Origin of the sequence: Kribbella flavida DSM 17836 (assembly GCF_000024345.1) — a bacterium.
GTDB classification, from domain to species: domain Bacteria; phylum Actinomycetota; class Actinomycetes; order Propionibacteriales; family Kribbellaceae; genus Kribbella; species Kribbella flavida.
Map to the genome: position 1 here is coordinate 4,908,643 of NC_013729.1, position 25,436 is coordinate 4,934,078.

Sequence of the window (25,436 nt, forward strand, 5' to 3'; positions counted from 1 at the left end):
CGTCAGCGCTGGAGGCGGCGGAGGGCCGCTGTGGGGAGGGCGCGGGTGACTGGGCCGAGCAGGGAGGCGTCGCGCAGCGCAGTGCGGGCCGCGAGGTGGCCGCAGGCGCCGTGCACGCCGGGGCCGGGGTGCACCGCCGAGCTGCCGAGGTAGAGACCGGTGACGTAGGTGCGGGGGCTGCCGAGGCCGATCGTCGGGCGGAAGATCAGCTGCTGGTGAAGCTGCGCGGTGCCGCCACCCAAGGCCCCGAGAGCCAGCGAGGCGTTGGCCTCCAGCAGATCGCCCGGTCGCTGCAGGTCGCGGTCGATGACCAGGGCGGAGAAGCCCGGCGCGTACCGGTCGATCAGCCGGTCCATCTGGTCACCGAGCTTCTCGGCGGAGGCGTCGTCGGCGGTGCCGCGGGGCAGGTGCGAGTACGCCCAGACCGCCTCGGTGCCGGCCGGCGACCGGGTCGGGTCGGACTTCGTGGTTTGCCCGATCAGCAGGAACGGCGCCGCCGGCATCCGGCCGGTGTCGAGATCGGCCGAGGTGTGCACCAGGTCGTCGGCGGTGCCGCCGAGGTGCACCACGCCGGCCACCCGGGCCTGCTCGCTCCGCCACGGGATCGGCCCGCTCAGCCGGTAGTTCACCTTGACCGTCGGGTAGTCCCACTCGAACCGCTCGAGATCGCGCCGCAGCCCCGCCGGAACACTTGCCTGCGGCAACAGTACGTCGTACAGGGTGGGGGCGGAGACGTCGGCGACGACGGCGCGCCCGACTGCGACCCGCTCCCCCGAGGCGGTCCGTACGGCGGTGGCGCGGTTGGCCGTCAGCTCGATGCCGGTGACCGGCGTCCCGGCGACGAAGAGCGCGCCGGCGCGCTCGGCCCGGCGGCGCAGGGCACCGGTCAGCCCGCTCGAACCGCCCTCGACCACCGGGTAGCCGACATCCTGAGCGAGCATCGCCAGCAACCAGCCCATCGTGCCGCTGACACTGCCGGACAGCGGCGCGTCGGCGTGGAAGGCGTTCCCGGCGAGCAGCGCGCGGGCTCGCGGCCCGTCGAACAGCTCCTGCGCCATCCGGTGCATCGGCATCGCCATGAACCGGGCGAACCTGACCAACTCCCCCGCCGAGCCCAGCCGCCGGGTCAGCCGTGCCGCCGGGAGCAGCGGCGGCCACCCGGTCAGCAGCGATTCCAGGAACGGCTCGCGGATCTTCACGAACGCCGAGTACAGCTCCAGCCAGGCCTCGCCGTCGCCCGGGTGGTCCGCGGAGACCGAGGCAGCGGTGTCCTTCGGATCCGGGTGGATCGCGGCGGACGTGTCTGGATCGAGCAGGTGCGCCAACGGCAACTCCGCATGCGCCCAGCGCAGCCCGAACTGCTCCAGCTCCAGCGCGCGCAGTACGGGCGAGGCGAGACCGAGCGGGTAGTTGGAGCTGTAGCGGTCGCTGATCCAGCCGTCGCTCTCGGTCGACTGAACCGCACCCCCGAAGGTGTCGGCCGCCTCCAGCACGAGCACGTCCCACCCGGCGTCCGCCAGCTCGACCGCACTGACCAGCCCGTTCGGTCCGGACCCGATCACCACGGCATCGACCTTGCGAGGAAGCATGCCCCCGACCCTAAAGCATGCCCCCGCCCCCACCACCCCGGCCGACGCCGACGCATCCAGGGACAACCCGCCAACTTGTGGGTTCTCCTCCTCGCCTGCGAACGCAGAACCCACAAGTTGGAGGGTTATCCCCCGCAGGGTCGCGCGGACCGGCGGCGGGCCAGGGCAAGCGGGCCAGGTGAGACCGAGGCGAGGCGGGACCCGGGAGCACCGGTTGCGGGGATGCTGGAGGTGAGGGCGACCCCGTGCTGCGGATGGGGCGATGCGGGGGCGGACCGCCCGGCCCTCAAGCATCCGCCCCGTCGCGCCGCCTCTCCCCCCGCCGCAACCACACCCGCACGCGCAGCGCCCAGTCCACCTCACACCCGCCGCACCACCTCACCCCGCCGCAACCACACCCGCACCGGCAGCACCCGGTCCACCTCACACCCACCGCACCGCCTCACCCCCCGCCGCAACCACACCCGTACCGGCACCCGGTCCGCCTCACCCCCGCCGCGACCGTCCCCAGCACCCGGCCCACGTACCGCCCCGCCCCAGCACCCGGTTTGCCCCGCGCCCGCCCAACCCGCAGCACCCGGGGTCAAACTTGGCGGGACTCGATCTGTTGCATGAGGGCGGTGAGTTCTCGGGCGCGGCCGAGCATGGCGGGGTCGACCATCCGGCCGTCGGGCAGGACGATGACGCCGCCCTCGGCGACGCCGGCCTTCTCCACCGCGGCGAGCAACGCGGCGGCGTCGGCGAGCTGGGTCGGGCTGGGGGTGAAGCACTCGACGATCGGCGCGAGCTGGCGCGGGTGGATCGCTGTCCGGCCGACGAAGCCCAGCGCCCGGCCCTCCAGGCAGGTCCGGCGCAGACCCTCCTCGTCGTTCACGTGCGGGTAGACCGACTGCATCGGCGCACCCAGCCCGGCCGCGCGCGACGCCGATACCAGCCGGCCGCGGGCCCACGCGAGACCTTCCGGTCCGTCGACGCCGAGGGAGCTGGCGAGATCGGCTTCACCCAGCGCGACCGCGACCACCCGAGGATCCGCCGAGGCGATCTCGAAGGCGTGTTCCAGGCCGAGCGGGGACTCGATCAGCGCAGTGATCTTCGCCCCCGGCACCCGCTCGAGCACGGACCGGACGTCGGCCGCGCTCTCTACCTTCGGCACCCGCAGCCGCACCGACGGGACGGCGGCCACCGCGGCCAGGTCGTCCTCGATCCACGGCGTACCGGGCGCGTTCACCCGTACTTCGAACGCGCCGGTGGCCCGGGCCGCGACCCAGGCCACTGCCCAGCCCCGGGCGACCGCCTTGTCGTCCACCGGTACGGCGTCCTCCAGGTCGAACACCACCAGATCGGGGCCTGCGGCAACAGCCTTCGCGAACCGGTCCGGCCGATTGGCCGGCACGTAGAGCGCAGTCAGCATGGCAAGGCTCTCGAAGAACCGACAGGCATCGTCAGACCACGCCGGCGTCGCGCAGCGCTGCCAGCTGCTCCGGCGTCACGCCGATCTCGGCGAGCACCGCGTCGGTGTCGGCGCCGTGCGGGCGGCCGGGCCAGCGGATCGCCCCGGGTGTCTCGGAGAGGCGGAACAGCACGTTCTGCATGGCGACCGGCCCACAGAGCTCTTCGTCGTCGACGGCAACGATCGTGCCCAGCGCGGCGTACTGCGGGTCGGTCATGATGCCGCGGACGTCGTGCACCGGTCCGACCGCCGCCTCCGCCTTCTCGAAGGCCAGCATGACCTCGTCCAGAGAGCGCTGCCCGATCCAGGAACCGACCGCCTCGTCCAGCTCGTCGGCGTGCTCCGCGCGCTCCCGGCCGGTGCCGAACCACGGCTGCGCGACCAGGTCCGGGCGCCCGACCAGCGTGACCACGCGCTCGGCGATGCTCTGCGAGCTGGTCGACACCGCGACCCAGCGCCCGTCGGCGGTCCGGTAGACGTTGCGCGGCGCGTTGTTCGACGACCGGTTGCCCAGCCGGGGCTGCACGTAGCCCGTCTGCTGGTACGCCGTGATCTGCCCGCCGAGCATCATCAGGATCGGCTCGATGATCGCCATGTCGATCACCTGCCCCCGGCCGGACCGGTCCCGCTCCCGGAGCGCGACCAGGACGGCGTACGCGGTCGCGAGCGCGGTGATGCCGTCGGCGAGGCCGAACGGCGGCAGGGTCGGCGGTCCGTCGGGCTCACCGGTGACCGCGGCGAACCCGCTCATCGCCTCGGCCAGCGAGCCGAAGCCCGGACGGTTGGACCACGGGCCGACCTGGCCGAACGCGGTGACCCGGGCGACGACCAGCCGCGGGTTGGCCTCCAGCAGCACGTCCGGGCCCAGGCCCCAGCGCTCGAGCGTGCCCGGACGGAAGTTCTCCACGAGCACGTCCTGGGTGCGGATCAGGTCGAGAAACACGTCCCGGCCGCGGGACAGGTCGAGCGTCGCGAGGCGCTTGTTCCGGCCGAGGGTCTTGAACCACAGCCCCACGCCGTCCTTCGACGCGCCATGCCCGCGCGCCGCGTCGGGCCGCGCGGGATGCTCGATCTTGGTCACGTCCGCGCCGAAGTCCCCGAGGAACGTGGCGGCCAGCGGCCCGGCGAACAGCGTCGCCGCCTCCACGACCTTCACGCCCTCCAGCGGCGCGGTCCGGAGCGTCGAGGGGGTCACGGTGGTGGGATCGGGCGCGGTCACCGGGCGCACCGGAAGCCGATGGTCTCCGAGCGGTCCAGCCCGCCGCCGGTGAGCACCAGCTTGAAGCTGACCTCGGGCTCCTGCGGGCCGCCGTCGGCGTACCAGTCGGAGCCCTCGGCGACGTACCACGAGCCGCCCTTGAGGATGCTGAACCGGCTGCGCCCGTCGCGGTGCTCGCTCTCGGTCCAGTTCCAGACCAGCGGTTCGGCGCGGCCGAAGCCGTCCAGCCCGGCGGCGACCTGCCACTCGTCCTCGGTCGGCAGCCGCCCGCCCCGCCACTCGGCGTACGCGCGGGCGTCGGCGAGATCGACGTACGTCACCGGCTGGTCCTCGGTGCCCGGCGCCGGAGCCCCGTCGATCCAGTGCGCCAGGAACCGGTTCGCCACCAGCGGCCGGTACGCCGTCGCGGCCAGGAACTCGGCGTACTCCGCGTTGGTCACCTCGCGGACCGCAACCGACACCTCCGCCAGCGTCACGTCGCGCCGGATCGTCTGCTGGTCGTGCAGCCTCGGCGGCAGCGGCTTCCACTCCTCCACGTACGGCGCCTCGTCGTACAGGCCGGTCTCGCGGCGCCGGTAGCGGACCACCAGAGAGCGCTCCCCCGCGGGCACCACGACGGCCGGACCGAAGGCCGGCTCGCCGACCGGGGTGGGCGGCGGGATCCGGCGGGCCGGTGCGGCCGGGAAGTCCGCGTCCCGTACGTGCGGCCGCGGCATCGTGCCCAGCCGGCGCGCGGTCGTCCGGCAGGTCGCCCCGGCGGTCGCGCCGACCCGGACCACGCCGGCGACCCCGCGGCCCGGCACCGTCAGGTGCACGCCGTCGTCGTCGGCCGTGATCGGCACGCCCGACGTCACGTCGTACCAGTCGCCGACCTGGTCCTCCGAGCGCAGCACGATGCCCTCGAAGTCGTGCTCGTCGCGGTTGATCAGCGTCCACAACGTCACGTCGGCCAACTCGAAGCGCGAACCGAACACACCGTGCTCGCGCGCCTTGTCCGGGATCTCCGGCGTCAGCGGGATCCAGTCACCGTGGATCAGCACCGGGGCGAACGCCCGCTGCGCCGCGACCACCCGGCGCAGCGTCGCGCGGTCCCGGGCGTTCCAGCCGACCCAGGCCGAGAACACGCTCTCCCAGACCAGGATGCCGACGCCGTTGACCCAGGCCGACTGCAGCTCGTCGCTGTGGTCGCGGTTCCAGCGGCGGGTGTGGTGCATCATGTGCCGGCGCTCGAACAGGTGCGCGCGCAGCACACCGGGCGCCCGGGTGTCGGCGAACCACTGCGCCCAGGACAGCGCGTGGTCGGAGATCCTTGCCAGGGGCAACCGGGACTCGCCTTCGAAGGCGATCGCCGGGTTGACCGCGCGCAGCGCCCGGGTGAACGCCGGGTCACCCTCCTTCAGGGTGTCCAGAAAGGCGCCGTCGGCCCCGAAGTCGGCCACCAGCGCGGCGAACTCGTCGGCGTCCGGCCGCTCCGCGCGGCGGGTGCCGACGTCCCACGGGTTGTAGTCGAAGAACACCTTCAGCCCGAGCCGGTGCAGGTCGTCGACCAGCGCCCCCAGACCCGGCACGTCGCGGTAGAAGTCGAACTGGTTGCGCGAGTCGATGCCGACCACCGGGTACGCGTGCCACAGCACCACCGCGTCGTACCCGCCGAAGTCCTCGATGCCGTGCCGGACGAACCTCTCCGGCGTGAAGGTGCCGGTGGCCACGTCGTACAGCTGCTCGTCCCACAACCACACCAGCGCCACCGAGTACGCCGTCTGGGTCCACTCCCGGCCCGGCTCCTCGTAGTGCGAGCCGCCGTCGTACCCGGTCCGGTCGTAGGCCCCCATCAGCCACTCGGCCAGCTTGCCGCGCCAGCGGGGCAGGTCGGCCGGGTCCTCCGGGGCACCGAGGATCTTGGCGTCGTCGAGGAAGGACAGGTCGGCACGCAGGCCGAGCTCGACCTTCGCGGGCAGGTCGATCGGCCTCGGCTCCAGCGGGTTCACAGGTACACCTCCGCACAGCGCGCGTCGATAGATTCCCCGTGAGGTACCGAAGGGATCGCCCCCGCGGTCTGGACACTCAATGAAGCAGCTACGGTAGCGCGTCGGACCGCATTCGTCAGGTCGCTCGCTGTAGTTGATGTCGCAGCCAGCGTCGCGGCCAGCACGCCGCAGAAGGTGTCGCCCGCGGCGGTGGTGTCGACCACCTCGACCGGGACCGCCGGCACCCGTACCTCGGCCGCGTCCCGGGTCAGGATCAGCGCGCCCTCGGCGCCGAGCGTGACCACGGCGGCCGGCACCCGGTCCAGCAGTGCGGACAGCTTCGTTCCCGCCACGGCCTCGGCCTCCGTCTCGTTCACGACCAGCAGGTCGACCTGCCCCAGCAACTCGTCGGTCAGCTCGGCCGCGGGCGCCGCGTTCAGGATGAAGTACGCGCTCGCCTCCGCCGCCGCCTGCACCGTACCGAAACCGATCTCGAGTTGGGAAAGGACTATTTTCGCTCCGGCCACTGCGGACCGGGCCGCGGGCGTCAGCCGCAGCGTGGCGTTCGCGGACGGCGCGACGGTGATCGCGTTCTCCCCCGCGCCGTCGACGGTGATGATCGCCGTACCGGTCGGCGCCTGCGAAATCTGTAGCAACGACAGGTCGACGCCGGCCTCCGCGAGCGCAGCGCGCAGCAGAGCGCCGCCGTCGTCGTCGCCGAGCGCGGCGACGAACGCGGTCGAGGCACCCGCCCGGGCCGAGGCGACCGCCTGGTTCGCGCCCTTGCCGCCCGGGCCGCGGGTCAGTCCGGTCGCCAGTACCGTCTCGCCGGGTCGCGGGATCCGCTGGACCGGAAGCACCAGGTCCACGTTCGCGCTGCCGACCACCACGACCTCGGCACCAACCTCGGGCACGACCTCAGGCACGCCGGGCCACCTCTCCACTCGCTACGGCCACGGTGCGCGCGGCCAGTTCGTCGATCGCCACCTGGTTCATCCCGGGCAGGCTGGTCGCGATCCGGTTGTCCAGGGGTCCTGCCCACTCTGCCGGAACGCCGAGCACCGCGCCAAGCACGGCCCCGACGGTCGCGCCGACGGAGTCGGTGTCCCAGCCGCCCATCACCGCACGCCCGACCCCGGTGGCGAAGTCGGGCGCCGTCAGCGCGTACGCCGTGAGCGCGCTGTTGTTGACCGCGTGAACCCAGTGCAGGTGTCCATACTCGGCGTGCAGCGCGTCGAGCGCCTGGTCCAGCGGAGTGTCGGCGAGCGAAAGTCCGCGGTGGACCGCCCGCGCGAGCTCGCTGTCGGCGGCCACTGCCTCGAGGCCGGAGAGCGCGACCTGGCGGGGATCGTCCAGGACCATCGCCGCCGCCGACATCGCCGCGACCCAGAGCGCGCCGTCGACGCCGGCGCCGGTGTGGCTCAGGCGGGCGTCGGTCAGCGCGAGCCGGGCGGCCGCCGTACGGTCGCCGGGGTGGATCCAGCCGTAGACGTCGGTGCGGATCTGTGCGCCGATCCACCAGCGGAACGGGTTGCGGACCCGCGCGGCGCGTTCCGGCGGTACGCCGTCCAGCAGGTTGCGGTAGGCCACCCGCTCGGCGGTGAACACGCGTCCTGCGGGCAGGTCGCTCAACCAGGCCTGCGCCACGTCCTCGGTGGTCAAGGCGTCGCCGTGCCGTTCCACCAGCTGCAACGCCAGGATCGCGAAGTTCAGGTCGTCGTCCTCGGGCATGCCGTCGATCACCTCGCGCAGGCTCGTCGGCTTCGACCGCCGGTTCCACGGCCAGCGCGCCTGCACCTCGTCCGGCACCCCCACCGCCGTCACGTACCGCGTCAGCGGCCACTGACCGGAGCTGACCAGGATCTCCCGAATCCCCTCCCGCGGGATCTTCTCCACCGGCTTTCCCAGCAAGTTCCCCGCAGCCCGCCCGGTCCAGGCGTTCAGCACTCTGCGGCTCAGGTCGTCTGCCTGCCCGGCGAGCAACGGCAGGGAAGGGATCGCTGATGGCGACCACTCGGGCGATCGCGCGTCCAGTTCCTCCAGCAACTGCCGGGCCAAGGCTCGCAGGCCGGGGCCGGCCGGGGTGTCCGAGGCGCCGGAGGCCGGGGCCTCGGTGGAGCCGCCGGCCTGCGACCAGCGGGACTCGACGTCGGCCACGTCGACGCCTTCGGCGCGGGACTGCGCCAGCTGGTGCGGCAGCAGGTCCTCGGGCTGCACCCACGTCATCCTCATCGGAACCGATCCTCCTGTTGCACCAGGCGAAACGCGCACCTGGTCACGTCCGAGGCGACGGCGTGACAGTCCGTCGCATGCTTCCGTCCGCCCGTCGCCTGGACGCCGTCCAAGTCGTCGTGCACGACGTCAACGACCACGGCTACTCGCGGATCGTGGAGCTCGAGGCGTTCGACAGCTGACATCGCTCAGGCCAGCGCGTCCAGCGCGGCGGTCCGCCGGGCCCACCGCTCGGCGTCCGCCGCGCGCAGGTCCAGCGCGACCGACGCCATCACCCGGCCGGGCTCGACCAGATCCGTCCTGCTCGCCGTCGCGATCTCCTCCGCCCAGTCCCCCGGTACGCCGGTTCGCCCGCTCAGCGCGCCGGTCACCGCACCGGCCATCGACGCGATCGAGTCGGCGTCACGCCCGTAGTTCGTCCCGCCGAGCACTGCCTCCCGGACGTCGCCACCCGACACCAGGACGAACCCCAGCGCCACCGGCAGCTCCTCGATCGCCTTGGTCCGGCTCGGCCGCCGGGCGTCGAGCGACTGGTCGCGGTAGTCCGGACCGACGGTGTCGAACGGCTCGACCGCCTTGCGCAGTACCGGAATCGCCTCGCGCCAGTCACTCAGCCCCTGCGCGGCCTCGGCGACAGCCGCGACCGCCGCCCGGGTGCCGTCCTTGGCCAGCTCGAGCGCGGCGCCGACCGCCGACGCGGCCGTTGCCCCCGGCACCATCGCGGCGGCGACGGCGGCCGCGAACACCCCGGCCGCCTCCCGCCCGTAGCTGGACTGGTGCGCCCCGGCGAGGTCGATCGCCTCGGCGTACGCGCCGGCGGGATCACCGGCGTTGGCGATGCCGACCGGCGCGACGTACATCGCCGCCCCGCAGTTCACGATGTTGCCGACGCCGGCCTCGCGCGGGTCGACGTGCCCGTAGTGCAACCTGGCCACCAGCCACTTCTCGGCGAGGAAGACGCGCTGCAGCAGCAACGCGTCCGCCTCGAGCTCCGGCACCCAGCGCCGGCCGGTCAGCATCTTCGGCACCAGCGAGTCGGCGATCGCGTACGCGTCCAGGTGGGCGCGGCGCTCGGCGTACACCTCGACCAGCGCGTGCGTCATCAACGTGTCGTCGGTGATGTGCCCATCGCCCTTGTGGTACGGCGCGATCGGCCGCGCGTTGCGCCAGTCCTCGTACCAGGGGCCGACGATGCCGGTCACCCAGCCGCCATGCCGTTCCCGGATCGCCTCCGGGGTCCAGCCCTCGACCGCGCCGCCGATCGCGTCGCCGACGGCGGAGCCGAGCAGGGCCCCGACCGACCTGTCCTCCAGTGCGGTGCCACCTGTGTCAGGCATCAGCTGTTGACCTGGCCCCACCCGTCGTTCAGCTTCCGGCCGAGCGTCGCGAGGTCGATCTTGTTCGCCAGGAACTCCTGCAGCGCCGGAGTGGCGATCTGGTCCTTCCACTTCGGGTAGTTCTCTACACTCTGGAACGGGGCCTTGGTCAGCTCGGACCCGCCGGCCAGCGTCTGGGTCCAGCCGTTCTTTCCGCCGGTGGCCTGCTGGATCTTGTCCCGGGCCGCCTGCGTGGTCGGGATCAGCCAGTCACCCTGCCCCACCGCCGCCAGGTTCTCGGCCTGCATGAAGTAGTCGATGAACTTGGCCGACTGCTCGATGTGCTTGCCCTCGGCAGGGACCGACAGGGTCTGCGGGTTCGCCGCCTGCTTCTCGCTGGTGCCCTTCAGCGGCGGCAGCACCTCCCACTGGAAGCCCTTCGGCGCCTGCTCGGCCATCTGCTGGGCGGTGTAGTTGCCGGCCACCACCATCGCGTACTTGCCGCCGAAGAAGCCCGGCAGCACGTCGGAGCCGCTCTGGGTCAGCGACGTCGGGTCGATCGACTTGTCGGTGTAGGCCATCGCGTGGATCCGCTTCGGCACCTCGAGCTCGGCGTCGCCGATCTTCGCCTTGGCGTCGCGGCCGGAGCCCTCGAAGAAGGCCCCGTCGAAGTTCATGCCCAGGTTCAGCACGGTCGCGGTCGGGCTCTTCAGGCCCCAGCCGAGGCCGTACTTGCCGTTCCCGGTCAGCTTCTTGGCGTTCGCGGCCAGCTGGTCCCAGCTGAGCGAGTCGCCGGTGGCCGAGACGCCCGCCTGCTTGAGCAACGCGGAGTTGCCGAACACGACGTACGACTGCAGCAGGGTCGGCGCCGCGACGATCTTGCCGTCGCCGCTCTTCACGGTGTCCCAGACCCCGGCCGGCACGGCGTCCTTGGTCTGCTGGCTCAGGTACGGCGTGAGGTCGGCCAGGTAGCCCTGGTTCGCGAAGCCGGTGATGTCGGCGGACTCGTCGTGAATGATGTCCGGCGCGGTGCCGCCCTGGAACTGGGTGACCAACTGGTCGTGCACCGAGTCCCAGCTGCCCTGCACGTACTCCACCTGGATGTCGGGGTTGGCCGCGTTCCAGTCGGCGACGATCTTCTTCGTCGCCGCGACCGTGGTCTTCTGGAAGGCCAGGCTCTGGAACTTCAGCGTCACCTTCTCCCCCGACCCGTCGCCGCCGGAGGTGTTGTCGCTTCCGCCGCCGCAGGCCGCGAGCGCCACCGCAGCGCCCGCCGCCAGCAGGGCGGTCACCAGTTTCTTGTACATGTTCTCTCCTCAGGGGAAGGCGGTCAGCCTTTGACGGCGCCGGACAGCAGACCGGACACCAGCCGGCGCTGCAGGAAGGCGAAGAAGATCAGGCTCGGCACGGTGGCCAGCACGGACGCGGCCGCGAGCGGGCCGAACTGGACCTGGCCCTCGGCCCCGACGAAGCGGGCGAGCACCAGCGGCAGCGTCTTGAGTTGCGGGTCCTGCAGCAGGACCAGGGCGAAGAAGAACTCGTTCCACGCCGAGATGAAGGTGAACATCGCGGTCGCGATCAGCCCCGGCCGCAGCAGCGGCATCACGATCGACACGATCGTGCGCAGCCGGCTCGCGCCGTCCACCGACGCGGCCTCCTCCAGCTCGCGCGGCACCGCGGCGACGTACCCCTGCAGCATCCACAGCGCGAACGGCATCGACCAGACCATGTAGACGATCACCACGCCGGGGATCGTGTTGGTCAGCTGCAGCGGCCGCAGGATCATGAACAGCGGGATGACGATCAGGATCACCGGGAACACCTGGCTGATCAGGATCCAGCCGTTCGTCACCGGCCGCAGCCGGCTGCGGAAGCGGGCCAGCGCGTAGGCGACCGGCAGCGACACGATCAGCACCAGCACCGTCGTCGCGACCGAGATCTGCAGCGAGTTCAGCATCGAGCGGACCAGGCCCTGCTCCTCCAGCGCGTCGCTGAAGTTGGAGAAGTCGAGCTGCTGGGGCAGGAACGACGGGTCCATGCTCGCGAACTCCTGCGGCGACTTCAGCGAGCTGGACAGCAGCCACACCAGCGGGGTCGCCAGGAAGACCAGGTAGCACAGCACCGCGACGTACTGCGCGGCGCGGGTGACGGGCCGCGTCCTCATGCCTGGCTCCTCAGCCGGTTCCGCAGGTAGAAGGCGAGGAAGACGATGATGATCACGACCATCACGTCGCCCATCGCGGCGGCCATCCCGAAGTTGCCGTAGCGGAACGCCTCGTTGTAGGCGAACAGCATCGGCAGCATCGTCTTGCCGCCCGGTCCGCCGGCGGTCAGCACGTAGACCAGGCCGAACGAGTTGAAGTTCCAGATCATGTCCAGGCTGGTGATCGCCACGATCACCGTGCGCAGCTGCGGCAGCGTGACGTGGCGGAACTGGCTCCACGCGCCCGCGCCGTCCACCGCGGCCGCCTCGTACAGCGAGCGGTCGATGCTCTGCAGGCCGGCCAGCAGCGTGACCGTCGTCATCGGCATGCCGACCCAGATGCCGACCACGATCACCGCCGGCAGCGCGGTGCTGAAGTCGCCGAGGAAGTTGATCGGCTGGTCGGTCAGGTGCAGGCCCTGGAGGATCTCGTTGACCGGTCCGTTGGTCGGGTGCAGCAACAGCCGCCACATGATTGCGACCACCACCGGCGGCATCGCCCACGGGATCAGCGCCAGCGTGCGGGCGACCCCGCGGAACTTGATGTCGGTGTTCAGCAGCAGAGCCAGGCCGAGCGCGGCGACGAACTGCAGCACGGTGACCGAGACGGTCCAGATCAGGCCGATCCGGAACGAGTCCCAGAACAGGTCGTTGTGCAGCAGCTTGCCGAAGTTGCCGAAGCCGATGAAGTTGGTGTCGACGTTCAGGCCGGCGCGGGCGTCGGTGAAGCCGAGCGCGATACCCCTCACCAGGGGGTACACGCTGAGCAGCAGCACCGGCAGCAGCGCGGGCAGGAACAGGAAGATCGCTTCCCGGTTCTGCTTCGGGCGGCCACCGCCGCGGCCGGGTGGCCGCTCGCCCGCACGCTCCGGCGCGGCGACGGTTTGCGTGGTCATGTCGATCTCCGCACGCTCAGGGAGGGCTGGACCACGATCCGGCGCGGGGTCCGGCTGTCGTCCTCGATCCTTGCCAGCAGCAACTCCGCGGCCCGCCGGCCGCGCTCGGCCGATCCCAGGTTCACGCTGGTCAGCGGCGGGAAGCTCTGCTCGGCCAGCTCGCTGTCGTCCATCCCGATCACCGCCACGTCGTCCGGCACGCGCAACTCCCGGGCCGCCAGCTCGTGCATCAGCCCGACTGCCAGCAGGTCGTTGGCGGCGATCACCGCATCCGGGAAACCGCCGTCGAGCAGTTCGGCGCCCGCGGCGCGGCCGGCGGGGAAGGTGAAGTCGGTGGCTTCGACCACCGCGACCGGCTCCAGTCCGTTCGTCTTCATCGCTTCGGTGAATCCCCTGGAGCGGGCGGTACCGGGCACCGTGTCGACCGGACCGTTGACGAAGGCGATGCGGCGGCGGCCGCGATCCAGCAGGTGGTCGACGGCGAGCCGCATGCCCTTCGGGGAGTTCGCCCGGACGGTGTCGACGCCCGCCCTGGCCGGCACGTTACCGGCGACGACCACCGGTACGTCGCACTCCTGGATCGACTTGACCAGGTCGTCGTCCACCCGCAGCGGGCTGATCACCAGCCCGTCGGCGTACCCGCGCGCCATGCCACGGACCAGCGCGACCTCGTCGACGACGTCCGGCCCGGTGGTGGTCACCACCAGCCGGTAGCCCGCCGCCGAGACCACCTCCTCGACCGCGCGCATCATCGTCACGTAGACGGGGTTACCGACGTCGGCCACCGCGAGCGTGAGCTGAAAGGTCCGCCCGACCTTGAGCGAGCGCGCCCGCGAGTCCGGCACGTAGCCGAGCTGGTCCACCGCCTGCTGCACCCGGGCGGCCATCTCCTCGGTCGCCGGCAACCCGTTCAGCACCCGCGACACCGAGGCCACCGACACCCCGGCCACCCGGGCCACGGCAGCGATCGTGGGACGGCTCACGGGGACTCCTGTAATCGTTCTTGTAATCGTTTACAAGCGAGACCATAGAACTCCGGCCGCAGGTCGTCAACCCCCGGACACCAGCCGGCACCGCGAACACCGTCGCGGCACCTCGGACATCGTCGCGGCACCGCGAACACCGTCGCGGCACCTCGGACATCGTCGCGGCACCTCGAACAGGACCTGCCCTGTCCCCGGCCCCCAGTTGCTGTCCGAACTCCCCGGGATCGGCGCAGGTCACCGCCGTACGGCGGTGCCTGGGTGGCGGAGGGCTACTCTTCGCCGTCGTCGGCGCCGGGGCGCTCGGCCCACGGGGTTTCCTTGGACGGCCGGACGACGATCAGCTTGTCGCCGGCAGTCAGCACCGAGACGTTCGAGTCGTAGTACCGGTACACCTTGCCGTCGCGCACGACCGAGACCACCCGGTCCGGCACCGACGACGGCGACTTGCCGACCTCGCGGCCGAGCACCGGGCGCTCGGCCACCTCCAGGCCCTCGCCGTAGGTGAGCAGGTCCTCCATCACCTCGCCGAGGTTCGGGCTGACCGCGGACAGTCCGAGCAGCCGGCCGACCGCCTCGGACGAGGTGACCACGGCGTCCGCGCCGCTCTGCCGCAGCAGCGGCACGTTGTCCTCCTCGCGCACCGCGACCACGATGTGCGCGTTCGGGTTCAGCTGCCGGACCGCCAGCGTGACCAGGACCGCGGAGTCGTCGCGGTCGGTGGTCACGATCACCTCCCGGGCCGTGATCACCTCGGCCCGGCGCAGCACGGTCCGGTTCGTCGCGTCGCCGTGGAAGGCGGCCATCTGGTCGTTGCCGGCGTCCCCGACCGCCTGCGCGCGCGGGTCGATCACCACGATCTCCTCGCGCTTCACCCCGTTGCTCAGCAGGGTCTGCACGGCCGACCGGCCCTTGGTGCCGTAGCCGACGACAACAGTGTGATCCTTCATGCGTTTCCTCCACCGCGAGTCGCGCATGATGCGACGACCTTCGTTCGCCAGGACTTCCAGGGTCGTGCCGACCAGGACCACCAGGAACGAGATGCGCAGCGGCGTGACGACGAAGGCGTTCACCAGCCGGGCGGTCGGCGTCACCGGGGTGATGTCGCCGTACCCGGTCGTGGTGAGCGTGACCGTCGCGTAGTAGATGCTGTCGATCAGCCCGACTTCGCCGTCGTAGGTGTCCTTGTAGCCGTCACGGTCGACCACCACGATGAGCACCATCAGGGTCAGCAGTCCCAGCGCGATCAGGAACCGCCGGAACAGCTCCACGACCGGCGAGCGAGCGCTCGCGGGCAGGTTGACCAGAAGACCGTGCGGGTTGCGACCGGTGGGCAGGGATGGCACGGGACTGACGATAGGCCACCGGTGCCCGATCTACGGAATGCGACAGGCTCCGGTCGGACAGGGCGATCGCCACCATCAAGCTGTCGCCGTCCGGTACGACACGGGTCCGCATCCGCAGACTCTCGACGGTACGCAGCATCGCGGCGTTCTCCGGCTGCACCATGCAGACCACCCGGTCGGCGCCCAGCAGCCGCGCTTCGCGGATCACCAGCCGCAGCAGCTGCGAGCCGAGCCCCTGCCGCTGCCAGCCGTCCTCGACCAGCACGGCGACCTCCATCGCGCCGCCGCCCAGCTCGTCCCAGGGAGCCGCGGTCGCCATCCCGACCACGGCGTCCTCGACGGACGCCACGATCGACACGCCGCCGGCCGGGGCGGACAGGTGCCGCGCGGTCCGGGCGGTGAGCTTCGGCATCGGCACGTGGTACCGCCGGGTGCGGCTCTCGTACGAGCACCGGTCGTGCATCGCGACGACCGCCTCGGCGTCCTCGACGGTGGCCCGGCGCAGCTCCGGTACGACGCTGCCGGGGCGCGGCACCGCCTGCACCTCCCCCGCGTCCTGCCCGGAGAGGCGGCTCGCGATCTCGACCAGGACGTCGGCCCGGGCCCACTCGGCCGGGGTGTACTCGCCGAAGCCCTGGAGGTTTTCCAGCTCCTCGTCCACGGCCAGCGGGTCGTCGATCAGTCGCAGCACGGCGCGCAGGTACCTGGTCGGGCCGTCGCTCAGCACGTCGGCCTGGCACGGACGGACCGTCGTACCGGTGCAGCCGGCTTCAGCGACCAGCGCGGTCAGGCTGTCGGCGGTCCAGCCGACGCCGGTGGAGACCACCAGCTCGTCGACGGCGCCGGTCTCGGCGGTGAAGACCTCCAGGCTGAGGATGTTGATGTCGTCCGCACCACACCGTGCAGCGAGTTCGGCCAGTGCTCCGGGCCGGTCGGCGAGTTCTGTCCTGATCTTCCAGAGCATGCGGACGCCCTCCCTCGTGGAATCGTGCGTCCACTGTGCGCGGAGGGTGTGACCGGGCCGGGTCCGCCGTGTTACACCTGCGTCAATCCTGACGTGGCGCTTGCCACATCGACGGTCAGCGGCGCCGACGCTTCGGCAGCCGGTCGATCAGCTTGGGGCGCTCGACGGCGAGGTCCGCGGCCTGCTCCCGGCGGTCCAGGTCGGAGTGCCGGAGCAACTCGGGGTACGTCGCCTGCGGCACCGGCGGGTACGTCGTGACGATCGCGTCCCCGCTGAACACGAAGAACACCGCCTGGCCGTCCTTGATCACCTTCAGCAGCGATCCGTCCCGCACGGTCAGCGTGTGCTCGACAGCCTTCTTCCGGGCGGACCGCTTCGCCAGCGCGGCCTGGATCGCCTGCTGGGCAGGTTCGCGCCCGTGCTTCACCGCCTCGAACGCCATCGGCCCGTACCGCACGCCGTACTTGACCAGGTTCTTCGCCAAACCACTCTTCGCCGACCCTCGTCCTACCGCCATGCCCCGACTGTACCGACCGGCGCGCTCCCCCATCACGACCCGCCGGCACGCCCGCCCCCCACCGCCGCACCCTTCGACACCCGGCACACCCCGAACGCCCCGCTTCGAGCACCACCCAGCCATCCCAACCGCGCGAACATGGCCGACCGGTGCACAAAGTCGCTCTCCACTGCACGCCGCTTCCCCACCCGACCGACTTTGAGCACCACCCAGCCACCCCCACGTCGAGTACGTGGCTGGACCGTGCACAGAGTCCGGCGGGTCCTGAGCGTCGGGAGGGCGTCGCGGCGCGGTCGGGCCGCCGCGGCGGTGGCGCGGACCGGCGGCGAGCGGGGTCAGTGGTGGGGGCGGAGAAGAGAGCGAGCAAGGCGGACCATCGGGTCGGAGTGCGAAGGGCGCGGGGGTCAGGGATCATGGCCGGGTGACCGTTCCCACTCCCCGCCGGCCGATCCTGCCGGGCAACCAGCTGTTCGAGTCGCTGCCGGGTGACAATGACCCTGCCGCGGTGGCCGAGGTCGCGCACCGGACGGCGGAGCTGCTGGTTCGCGGTGCACGCTCCAGCGAAGATGCCGAGGTGATCGCCCGGGTGGTCAAGCTGGCCGACGACTACGGTCTCGACGAGCTGGCGGACCTCTGGTCCGACGCACCCGCCGACTCGCTGCCCGGCACACTGTGGCGGCTCTACCTGCTGCGCTCCTGGGTGCACTCGCACGCCGAGAACGTCTCCCGCGAGTACACGACCGGGCGCAAGTACGCCGAGGTGCACGCGGTGGTTGCCGGAGTGGCCGACCCGCCGGGCCCCACCGAGGTCCGCACCATGGTCGACGCCGTACTGCGGGGCGTGGCGAGCGGCGACTTCGCCACCACCCTGGACCGCGCGGCGGCGTTCGCCCGCATCGTGGCCACCGGCCGGGCCCACCTGGCCGAGGACGGCCACGACGAGGTCCGTTCGGCGTCGAAGCTGGTCGAGATGGCCGACCAGTTGCAGACCGCGGCGCGGACCGAACGCGCCGGGCAACTCTGGTAGTTCCCTGGCAGTGCGGCCGCGGTACTTGCACGAACCGCGGGAAAGATGCTAGGCGCAACCCCGGAAAGCTCAACAGGACAAGGCGTTTGACCACCCGCTACACTGAGAGACGCGTCGGGCCGCGGTAGCCCCGGGTCCCAAATGAAGCCGCTACGAGCGGCCACGCGCCGTGAGGCGCTTCCCGGTCCGACGCCCCAAACTCCCAGCGGTGGCGATTCGCCACCCCGCTGTCTCCCGCCACTCTTCGGCGCCAGCCGGTTACCTGCCGGCCTTTCGTTGGTTACCTTCAAGAGGCGCGCGGTACCTCGTAGCAATAAAACATCGCCACGAGGCCGCCCCGCCCCCAGAATCCGCCCGACGAAAGGGAACCCCTCATGCGCCGCCTTTCCCGCGCGCTGCTCCCGCTCGCCCTCACCGCCGGCCTGCTCGGCCCCGGCCTGGTCGCCGTCGACGCGTCGGCCACCCGCGGCCGCGAGCTCGACCTGCAGGCTCACCGCGGTGGCCTCGGCCTCACCGTCGAGAGCACGATCGCGTCGTTCTCCCGCGGTCTCGAGGTCGGCGTCAGCACGCTCGAGCTCGACATCCAGATCACCGAGGACCGGCACGCCGTCGTCACCCACGACCGCCGGATCTCCGCCGCCAAGTGCAAGGACACCGCCCCGTACACCCCGGGCGATCCCGAGTACCCGTACGTCGGCAAGTACATCAACACGCTGACCCTGCGGCAGGTGAAGCAGCTCGACTGCGGCTCGCTCACCCAGCCGAACCACCCCGGCCAGACCGCGGACCCGGGCGCCCGGATGCCCGAGCTGCACGAGGTGTTCGACCTGGTCCGCCGGTACCGCGCGCACGGCGTCACGCTGAACATCGAGACGAAGGTGGAGGCCGGCGCGCCGACCGAGACCGCCCCGCGCGAGCAGTTCGTGCAGATCGTCGCCGGCGAGGTCCGCAAGGCCCGGATCGGCCACCAGGTCACGATCCAGAGCTTCGACTGGGGCGCCCTGATGCGGATGCGGCAGGTCGCGCCCGAGCTGCCGATCGTCGCGCTGACCAACTACGACTTCCTGCAGACCGGTCAGCCCGGCAAGTCGCCGTGGCTCGGCGGCATCGACATCGACGACTTCGGCGGCGACCTGGTCAAGGCGACCACGTCGTTCGGCGCCGACGCGATCTCCCCGGTGCACGGGTTCCCGCAGGACGGCAAGATCGGCGACCCGGCGTACCGGCCGTACGTGACCGCGGGCATGGTCAAGGACGCGCACCGGGCCGGCCTGAAGGTCGTGCCGTGGACGGTGAACGACCCGGCGACCATGCAGTCGCTGGTCGACAAGGGTGTCGACGGCATCATCTCCGACTACCCCGACCGGCTCCGTACGGTCGCCCGCGACAACGGCTACCGGCTGCCGAAGGCGTACGAGGCCCCGGCGGTCCGTCCGCTCGCGGCCGCGCACGCGCACAACGACTACGAGCACCGTCGCCCGCTGCAGGACGCGCTCGACCGCGGCTTCACCAGCGTCGAGGCGGACGTCTGGCTGGTCGACGGCGAACTGCGCGTCGCGCACGACCTGGAGGACACCGTCGCCGGCCGCACGCTGGAGAGCCTCTACCTGCAGCCGCTCGCCGACCGGGTCAAGGCCAACCACGGCCGGGTCTACCGGCACGGCCGCGACTTCCAGCTGCTGATCGACATCAAGAGCGACGGCCCCTCGACGTACGCCGCGATCCACGCCGCGCTCGCGAAGTACCGCGGCATCAGCACGATCTTCGTCAACGGCCGGACCTACCCCGGCGCGGTCACCGCGGTGATCAGCGGCAACCGCCCGCTCGACGTGCTCAAGGCCCAGAAGGTCCGGTACGCCGGGTACGACGGCCGCCTGACCGACCTGAACTCGAAGCTGCCCGCCTCGCTGATGCCGCTGGTGAGCGACAACTGGACCAAGCACTTCACCTGGCAGGGCGTCGGCGCCTTCCCGGCCGCCGAGCGGGAGAAGCTGCGCACGATCGTCGGCACCGCCCACCGCGCGGGCTACCGGGTCCGCTTCTGGGCGACGCCCGACACCCGCGGCGCCGCCCGTGACGCCCTCTGGGCCGAGCTGGTGGCCGCCGGTGTCGACCACCTCAACACCGACGACCTGCACGGCCTGGAGGACTTCCTCCGGAGCTAGCGGCGTGTTGATTGATTCCCTGCAGTCGCGAGCCGGTGCCCGGTGCGAGGTGCCGCGCAGCACGCAGGGAATCGATCAGGGCTTGATTTCCGCGAGGGCGGTGACGTCGCCGCTCTCGCGGAACGCCCGGCGCTGCCGGACCGCGCCGTTGCCGTCGGTCAGCAGCCGCTCGGTGGTCTCCTCGACCAGCTCCAGATCGCCGAGCTCCTCCAGCGCCGGTTGCACGTGCTCCCGCAGCAGCTTCTGCACGTCGACCATCGGCATCGGCTGCGCGTTCAGCACGTCGACGCTGTCGCCGGTCAGCCCGTCCCGCGCCGCCAGCCAGTACGCCGCCCGCAGGACCTCCGGCTGCAGCTCGGGCCCCGGCCCACCGTCCGCGAGCGCCGTCATCACCAGCGCCCGGCTGAGGGTCGCGATCAGCACGGTTTCGTCAACGGTGAGCGGAACGTCGCTGACCCGGACCTCCAGCGTCGGCAGGTGCGTCGACGGCCGGGCGTCCCAGTAGACCATTCGCTCGTCCATGATGCTGCCCGCCGCCAGATGTGTCCGGACCAGCCGGTCGTAGTGCTCCACGGACTCGAAGTACGGCGGCTGGCCCGCGCACGGCCACCGCGACCACATGATCCAGCGCCAGCTCGAGAACCCGGTGTCCTCGCCCAGGTAGACCGCGGAGTTGGCGGTGAGCGCGAGCAGCGCCGGCAGCCACGGCCGCAGGTGGTTGCTCACTCTCAGCGCGGCCGCCTTGTCCGGTACGTCGATGTGCACGTGGCAGCCGCAGACTCCCTGCTCCCGGGCCAGCTGCCCGTACCGCGCTTCCATCTCCTGGTACCGCGGCTTCTTCGTCACCAGCTGCAGCGCCTGACCGCTCGGTGGAGCCGCGACGGCCAGCAGCCGGGCGCCTTCCTCGGCGGCGGCCGCGGCGAGCTTGGTCCGGCCGTCGACCAAGTGCCGGCGCAGCTCGTCGGACGAGTCGCAGACGGGCGCGTTGATCTCCACCTGCGCCCTGGTCAGCTCCAGCTCGACGTCGACTCCCTCCGCTTCTTCCTTGACCGCTTTGCTGCGCGGCAACGGCTCGCCGGACGCGGAGACCAGCAAGAGTTCCTCTTCGACACCCATGGACGGAAGTTTCACGCGGAATTGGTACCCGACGCCCGCGGAACAGAAACCGACCTCTAGGCTTCGCGGCGTGAGTTTGCCGATCGTCACCGCCACCCGCTACGTGCTGCCGCTACGCGAGGGCGGCTCGCTGCCGGGCGTTGTCGAAGGCAACGATCTCGGCACCTACGTGCTCAAGTTCCACGGCGCCGGCCAGGGCCCGAAGGCACTGGTCGCGGAGATCATCGCCGGCGAGCTGTTCCGCCGGCTGGGCCTTCGGGTGCCCGAGCTCAAGCTGTGCGAGCTGGACCCGGCGATCGGCAGGTCCGAGCCGGACGAGGAGATCCAGGACCTGCTGGTCCGCAGTGCCGGGCTCAACCTCGCCGTCGACTTCCTGCCCGGCTCGTTCGGCTACGACGGCTCCAGCGGCGAGCCCGACCGGGCCACCCGGGCCAGGATCCTGTGGCTGGACGCCTTCATCGCGAACGTGGACCGCTCCTGGCGCAACACCAACCTGCTCGTCTGGCACAAGGAGCTCTGGTTGATCGACCACGGCGCCGCGCTGTACTTCCACCACTCCTGGATGTCGGCGCAGCGGTTCGCCGCCCTGCCCTACGACGCAACCGACCACGTCTTCAGCACCGTCGCGCGCGACGTCCCGGGCATCGACGCGGAGCTGGCCGCCGAGATCACCCCGGAGCTGCTCACCGAGGTGATCGCGCTGGTTCCCGACGAGTGGATCGCCGACGGCGACCGCGAGCGGTACCACGGGCACCTGTGCGCGCGGCTCGCCGACCGGTCCGCCTGGCTGCCCGGAGGTGCGCGGTGATCGACCCGGGGGCCCTGGTGCCGTTCGACTACGTCATCCTGCGGGCCGCACCGCGGATCCAGCGCGGCGAGTTCGTCAACGTCGGCGCGGTGCTCTACTGCCGCGGCATGGACTTCCTCGGCGCCGCTTGGGACGTCGACCCGGCCCGGCTGCGGGCCCTGGACCCCGCGGTCGACGTCGACGTGGTGTGCGCCTCGCTGGAGCACATCCGGGCGATCTGCGCGGGCGACCCGGCCGGCGGTCCGGCCGCGGCCACCCGGATCGGCGAACGCTTCCGCTGGCTCGCCGCGCCCCGCAGTACGGTCGTCCACCCCGGCCCGATCCACAGCGGGCTGACCACCAATCCCGCCGCGGACCTGGACCGGCTGGTCGACGCCTTCGTGCGCTGAGGCGTCAGGGCGTCAGGGCGTCTCGAGCGCGGTGGAGACCACCTCGCGGGCCTGGGCGAAGACCTGCTCGAGGTGGTCGGCGCCCCGGAACGACTCGCCGTAGATCTTGTAGAGGTCCTCGGTGCCGGACGGCCGGGCCGCGAACCAGGCCGACTCGGTGGTCACCTTCAGGCCACCGATCGCCGCGCCGTTGCCCGGCGCGCTGGTCATCCGGTCCAGGATCGGCTCCCCGGCCAGCTCGGTCGCCGTCACCGCGTCGGCCGACAGACCCGACAGCTTCGCCTTCTGCTCGCGGATGGCCGGCGCGTCCACCCGGGAGTACGCCGAGGCGCCGTACCGCTCGACCAGCTTGGCGTGCGCCTGCGACGGCGTCTCGCCGGTCACCGCGGTGATCTCGCCGGCCAGCAGGGCGAGCAGGATGCCGTCCTTGTCGGTGGTCCAGACCTGGCCGTCGAAACGCAGGAAACTCGCCCCGGCCGACTCCTCGCCGCCGAAGCCGACTGACCCGTCGATCAGGCCCGGCACGAACCACTTGAAGCCGACCGGCACCTCCCACAGCCGCCGGTCCAGGCCGGCCACCACCCGGTCGATCAGCGAGGACGACACCAGCGTCTTGCCGACCGCGACCTCCGGACCCCACTGCCGGTTCGCGAACAGGTAGGAGATCGCCGCGGCCAGGTAGTGGTTCGGGTTCATCAGTCCGGCGTCCGGGGTGACGATGCCGTGCCGGTCGGCGTCCGCGTCGTTGCCGGTGGCCAGGTCGTAGCGGTCCTTGGCGGCGACCAGCGAGGCCATCGCGGACGGCGACGAGCAGTCCATCCGGATCTTGCCGTCGTGGTCCAGCGTCATGAACGACCAGGTCGGGTCGACCCGCGGGTTCACCACGGTCAGGTCGAGGCCGTGCCGCTCCGCGATCGCGGCCCAGTAGTCGACGCTCGCGCCGCCGAGCGGGTCGGCGCCGATCCGGATCCCGGCGGCCCGGATCGCCTCCAGGTCGACCACCGACGGCAGGTCGTCGACGTAGTGGCCGAGGAAGTCGTAGTCGCCGGCCTGCGCGCGGGCCGCGTCGAACGGCTTGCGGCGCACCTCGCGGTTGCCACCGGCGATCAGTTCGTTCGCCCGGGTCGCGATCCAGCCGGTCGCGTCGGAGTCGGCCGGGCCGCCGTGCGGCGGGTTGTACTTGATGCCGCCGTCGCGCGGCGGGTTGTGCGACGGGGTGATCACGATGCCGTCGGCCCCCGCGCCGGCGCCGCGGTTGAGCCGCAGGATCGCGTGCGACACACCAGGTGTCGGCGTCAGCCGATCCGCGCTGTCCACCAGCGTCTGCACGTCGTTGCCGGCCAGCACCTCGAGCACGGTGCGCCAGGCCGGCTCGGACAGGCCGTGGCTGTCGCGGCCGACCAGGAGCGGGCCGGTCGTGCCCTCCCCGGCGCGGTACTCGCAGATCGCTTGGGTGATGGCCAGGATGTGCGCCTCGTTGAAGGCGCCGTCCAGGCTGGAGCCGCGGTGGCCCGACGTACCGAAGACGACCTTCTGGGCGGGGTCGCCGACGTCCGGGGTGATGCCCTCGTACGCCGCGAGCAGCGCGTCGACGTCGACGAGGTCCTCGGGCTGGGCGGGCTGGCCTGCGCGTGGGTGCATGAGCACATGCAACAAGCCAACGGCGACGAGCACAACTCCGGCCGTGCCGTGTCTCAGCCCGCGCTCGGGCCGTCTCACCCTGTGACGGGACCCTCGCGGCGCGTGCTGCTCAGCCCTGGAACGGGGTCAGCAGTTGGTCGACCGGGGCGAAGTCGTCGGTCAGCAGCGGCGCGTCGCCGACGAGCGCGCGGATGCCCTCGGCCCCGTCGATCACCGCGGCACGGTTCGCCAGCCGGGCCCGGAGCTCGGCGATCGGCAACGGCTGGTCGGAGGCGACCACCACGAAGTTGCCGCCCTCCTCGCCGGCCAGCGCCTCCTCGGTGGAGACCACCGCGAGGTGCTCGAACTCGGCCGCCACCGTCCGCGCCTCGGCCTTGAAGAAGTTCTGCGGACCGAAGTCGATCACGTTGACCAGGTAGATCCCGCCCGGCCGCAGCACCCGCCGGACGTCGGCGACGACCTCGCGGGTGGTCAGGTGCCACGGCACGGCCACCCCACCGAAGGCGTCCATGATCACCAGGTCGCGGCTGTCCGCCGGCTCCGACCGTACGCCGAGCCGCCCGTCGCGGGTCTGCAGGTCGAGCTCGGGTCCGGGCTTGGCGCCGAGCTCGGCCCGGTCGAGCGCGATCACGCCGGGGTCGATCTCGTACACCTTGTTGTGGCTGCCCTGCCGGGTCGCCGTCAGCCAGTGCGGCATGGTCAGTCCGCCGCCGCCGACGTGCAACGCGTCCAGCCGCTGCCCCGCGGGCCACCGGCTGTCGACGACGGCCCCGAAGTTCTTGGTGTACTGGAACTCGAGATGAGTGGGGTCGGCCAGGTCGACGTACGAGTGCCTGAGCTGGTCGAGGTACAGCGTGCGGCCGGAGGCGCGGGCGGGATCCGGCTCGATCCGGGCGCAGTGGTAGGCGGTCTCGACCTCGCACGGCCGTGGGGCGAGCAGCGTCAGCCCGGTGCCGACCAGCGCCAGCACCAGCGGCCGGGTCGCCGCCTGCAGACCGCGCAGCACGATGGTCAGGATCGCCCCGGTGGCGACGAGCAGACCGCCGAGGCAGAGCACGATCACACTGGTCGGCACCTTCGCGACGAACACGAACCCGGTCAGCACCGTGCCGGCGATGGCGCCGACGGTCGCGTACGCCGACAACCGGCCGACGACTGTGCCGGTCTGCGCCAACGTGGACAACCTGAGCTTGGTCACCATCGGCGTCACCGCGGCCAGCAGCGAGGCGGGCACGAACATCGCGACGGCGACCGCGAGGAACACCGCGTTGCTGCCACCGCCGCGGACGGCTTCACCGGTCCACCGAACGACCGGCAGGACCAGCAGCACCAGGGCGCCGCCGAACAGCACCAGCGGCCCGAGCGTCCGGACCGGCGACACCGAGTCGGCGAACCGCCCGCCCATCGCCGCACCGGTCGCGATGGCGGCCAGCGCGACGCCGATGATCGCGGTGTTGGTCTCCAGCGTCAGCCCCAGGTACGGCGCGACAAGCCGCAGCGAGACCAGTTCCAGCACCATCACCGCGGCGGAGCTTCCCAGGGACAGACCGATGGCCAACTTGTCCCCGATGCCACGGACCGGGGCCTGCGTCTCACTCACCGCGCCAC

Annotated in this window: 21 protein-coding genes; 4 read left to right on the forward strand and 17 right to left on the reverse strand. The window is 71.7% G+C overall.

Annotated features, from left to right (window positions below; translation table 11 throughout):
- Positions 1–2 precede the first annotated feature (2 nt).
- The 14 genes from KFLA_RS22600 to KFLA_RS22665 form a co-directional block, all read right to left on the reverse strand.
- Complete coding sequence (locus KFLA_RS22600) at positions 3–1,589, reverse strand: phytoene desaturase family protein (RefSeq protein ID WP_012922134.1); 1,587 nt, start codon at positions 1,587–1,589, stop codon at positions 3–5.
- Positions 1,590–2,172: 583 nt separating this feature from the next.
- Positions 2,173–3,000: an HpcH/HpaI aldolase/citrate lyase family protein gene (locus KFLA_RS22605; protein ID WP_012922135.1), complete on the reverse strand. Its 828-nt coding sequence runs from the start codon at positions 2,998–3,000 to the stop codon at positions 2,173–2,175.
- Positions 3,001–3,031: 31 nt separating this feature from the next.
- On the reverse strand, positions 3,032–4,258 hold the full coding sequence (locus tag KFLA_RS22610; protein ID WP_012922136.1) for a CaiB/BaiF CoA transferase family protein: 1,227 nt from the start codon (positions 4,256–4,258) through the stop codon (positions 3,032–3,034).
- Positions 4,255–6,246 (reverse strand): formylglycine-generating enzyme family protein, encoded by a 1,992-nt coding sequence (locus KFLA_RS22615; RefSeq protein ID WP_012922137.1) that lies wholly within the window; start codon positions 6,244–6,246, stop codon positions 4,255–4,257. Before KFLA_RS22615 ends, KFLA_RS22610 begins: the two co-directional genes overlap by 4 nt.
- On the reverse strand, positions 6,243–7,151 hold the full coding sequence (locus tag KFLA_RS22620; protein ID WP_012922138.1) for a ribokinase: 909 nt from the start codon (positions 7,149–7,151) through the stop codon (positions 6,243–6,245). Before KFLA_RS22620 ends, KFLA_RS22615 begins: the two co-directional genes overlap by 4 nt.
- Positions 7,144–8,457, reverse strand: coding sequence for an ADP-ribosylglycohydrolase family protein (locus tag KFLA_RS22625; protein WP_012922139.1), 1,314 nt, complete (start codon positions 8,455–8,457; stop codon positions 7,144–7,146). Before KFLA_RS22625 ends, KFLA_RS22620 begins: the two co-directional genes overlap by 8 nt.
- 188 nt (positions 8,458–8,645) lie before the next feature.
- Complete coding sequence (locus KFLA_RS22630; protein WP_012922141.1) at positions 8,646–9,794, reverse strand: ADP-ribosylglycohydrolase family protein; 1,149 nt, start codon at positions 9,792–9,794, stop codon at positions 8,646–8,648.
- Positions 9,794–11,080: an ABC transporter substrate-binding protein gene (locus KFLA_RS22635; RefSeq protein WP_012922142.1), complete on the reverse strand. Its 1,287-nt coding sequence runs from the start codon at positions 11,078–11,080 to the stop codon at positions 9,794–9,796. Before KFLA_RS22635 ends, KFLA_RS22630 begins: the two co-directional genes overlap by 1 nt.
- Positions 11,081–11,103: 23 nt before the next feature.
- Positions 11,104–11,937: a carbohydrate ABC transporter permease gene (locus KFLA_RS22640; RefSeq protein ID WP_012922143.1), complete on the reverse strand. Its 834-nt coding sequence runs from the start codon at positions 11,935–11,937 to the stop codon at positions 11,104–11,106.
- Positions 11,934–12,872 (reverse strand): carbohydrate ABC transporter permease, encoded by a 939-nt coding sequence (locus KFLA_RS22645; protein WP_012922144.1) that lies wholly within the window; start codon positions 12,870–12,872, stop codon positions 11,934–11,936. The genes KFLA_RS22640 and KFLA_RS22645 overlap by 4 nt, the downstream gene beginning before the upstream one ends.
- Positions 12,869–13,855, reverse strand: a complete 987-nt coding sequence (locus KFLA_RS22650; RefSeq protein ID WP_012922145.1) for a LacI family DNA-binding transcriptional regulator — start codon at positions 13,853–13,855, stop codon at positions 12,869–12,871. Before KFLA_RS22650 ends, KFLA_RS22645 begins: the two co-directional genes overlap by 4 nt.
- Positions 13,856–14,127: 272 nt before the next feature.
- A complete protein-coding gene (locus tag KFLA_RS22655; protein WP_012922146.1) occupies positions 14,128–15,078 on the reverse strand; it encodes a potassium channel family protein in 951 nt (316 codons plus the stop codon).
- Positions 15,050–16,165 (reverse strand): GNAT family N-acetyltransferase, encoded by a 1,116-nt coding sequence (locus KFLA_RS22660; protein WP_012922147.1) that lies wholly within the window; start codon positions 16,163–16,165, stop codon positions 15,050–15,052. The genes KFLA_RS22655 and KFLA_RS22660 overlap by 29 nt, the downstream gene beginning before the upstream one ends.
- Positions 16,166–16,280: 115 nt before the next feature.
- Entirely contained in the window at positions 16,281–16,682 is a 402-nt protein-coding gene (locus KFLA_RS22665; RefSeq protein ID WP_041289451.1) for a hypothetical protein, read from the reverse strand.
- A gap of 421 nt (positions 16,683–17,103) precedes the next feature.
- Here KFLA_RS22665 and KFLA_RS22670 point away from each other — a divergent pair, with 421 nt between their 5' ends.
- Both KFLA_RS22670 and KFLA_RS22675 read left to right on the forward strand, forming a co-directional pair.
- On the forward strand, positions 17,104–17,709 hold the full coding sequence (locus tag KFLA_RS22670) for a hypothetical protein (RefSeq protein ID WP_012922149.1): 606 nt from the start codon (positions 17,104–17,106) through the stop codon (positions 17,707–17,709).
- A 374-nt stretch (positions 17,710–18,083) separates the two neighbouring features.
- Complete coding sequence (locus KFLA_RS22675) at positions 18,084–19,874, forward strand: glycerophosphodiester phosphodiesterase family protein (protein ID WP_012922150.1); 1,791 nt, start codon at positions 18,084–18,086, stop codon at positions 19,872–19,874.
- Between the two features lie 75 nt (positions 19,875–19,949).
- On the opposite strand, the gene KFLA_RS22680 is transcribed toward KFLA_RS22675, so the two are convergent.
- On the reverse strand, positions 19,950–21,005 hold the full coding sequence (locus tag KFLA_RS22680) for a carboxylate-amine ligase (protein WP_012922151.1): 1,056 nt from the start codon (positions 21,003–21,005) through the stop codon (positions 19,950–19,952).
- A 55-nt stretch (positions 21,006–21,060) separates the two neighbouring features.
- Here KFLA_RS22680 and KFLA_RS22685 point away from each other — a divergent pair, with 55 nt between their 5' ends.
- Both KFLA_RS22685 and KFLA_RS22690 read left to right on the forward strand, forming a co-directional pair.
- Positions 21,061–21,798 carry a HipA family kinase gene (locus KFLA_RS22685; protein WP_012922152.1) on the forward strand — a complete coding sequence of 246 codons (738 nt, stop codon included), beginning with the start codon at positions 21,061–21,063 and terminating at the stop codon, positions 21,796–21,798.
- The gene (locus KFLA_RS22690; RefSeq protein WP_012922153.1) at positions 21,795–22,187 is read left to right on the forward strand and encodes a DUF3037 domain-containing protein; all 393 of its coding nucleotides are present in this window, start codon (positions 21,795–21,797) and stop codon (positions 22,185–22,187) included. The genes KFLA_RS22685 and KFLA_RS22690 overlap by 4 nt, the downstream gene beginning before the upstream one ends.
- Positions 22,188–22,199: 12 nt before the next feature.
- On the opposite strand, the gene pgm is transcribed toward KFLA_RS22690, so the two are convergent.
- Positions 22,200–23,828 carry a phosphoglucomutase (alpha-D-glucose-1,6-bisphosphate-dependent) gene (gene pgm / locus KFLA_RS22695; RefSeq protein WP_012922154.1) on the reverse strand — a complete coding sequence of 543 codons (1,629 nt, stop codon included), beginning with the start codon at positions 23,826–23,828 and terminating at the stop codon, positions 22,200–22,202.
- Between the two features lie 109 nt (positions 23,829–23,937).
- Positions 23,938–25,428 (reverse strand): fused MFS/spermidine synthase, encoded by a 1,491-nt coding sequence (locus tag KFLA_RS22700; RefSeq protein ID WP_012922155.1) that lies wholly within the window; start codon positions 25,426–25,428, stop codon positions 23,938–23,940.
- Between the last annotated feature and the right edge of the window lie 8 nt (positions 25,429–25,436).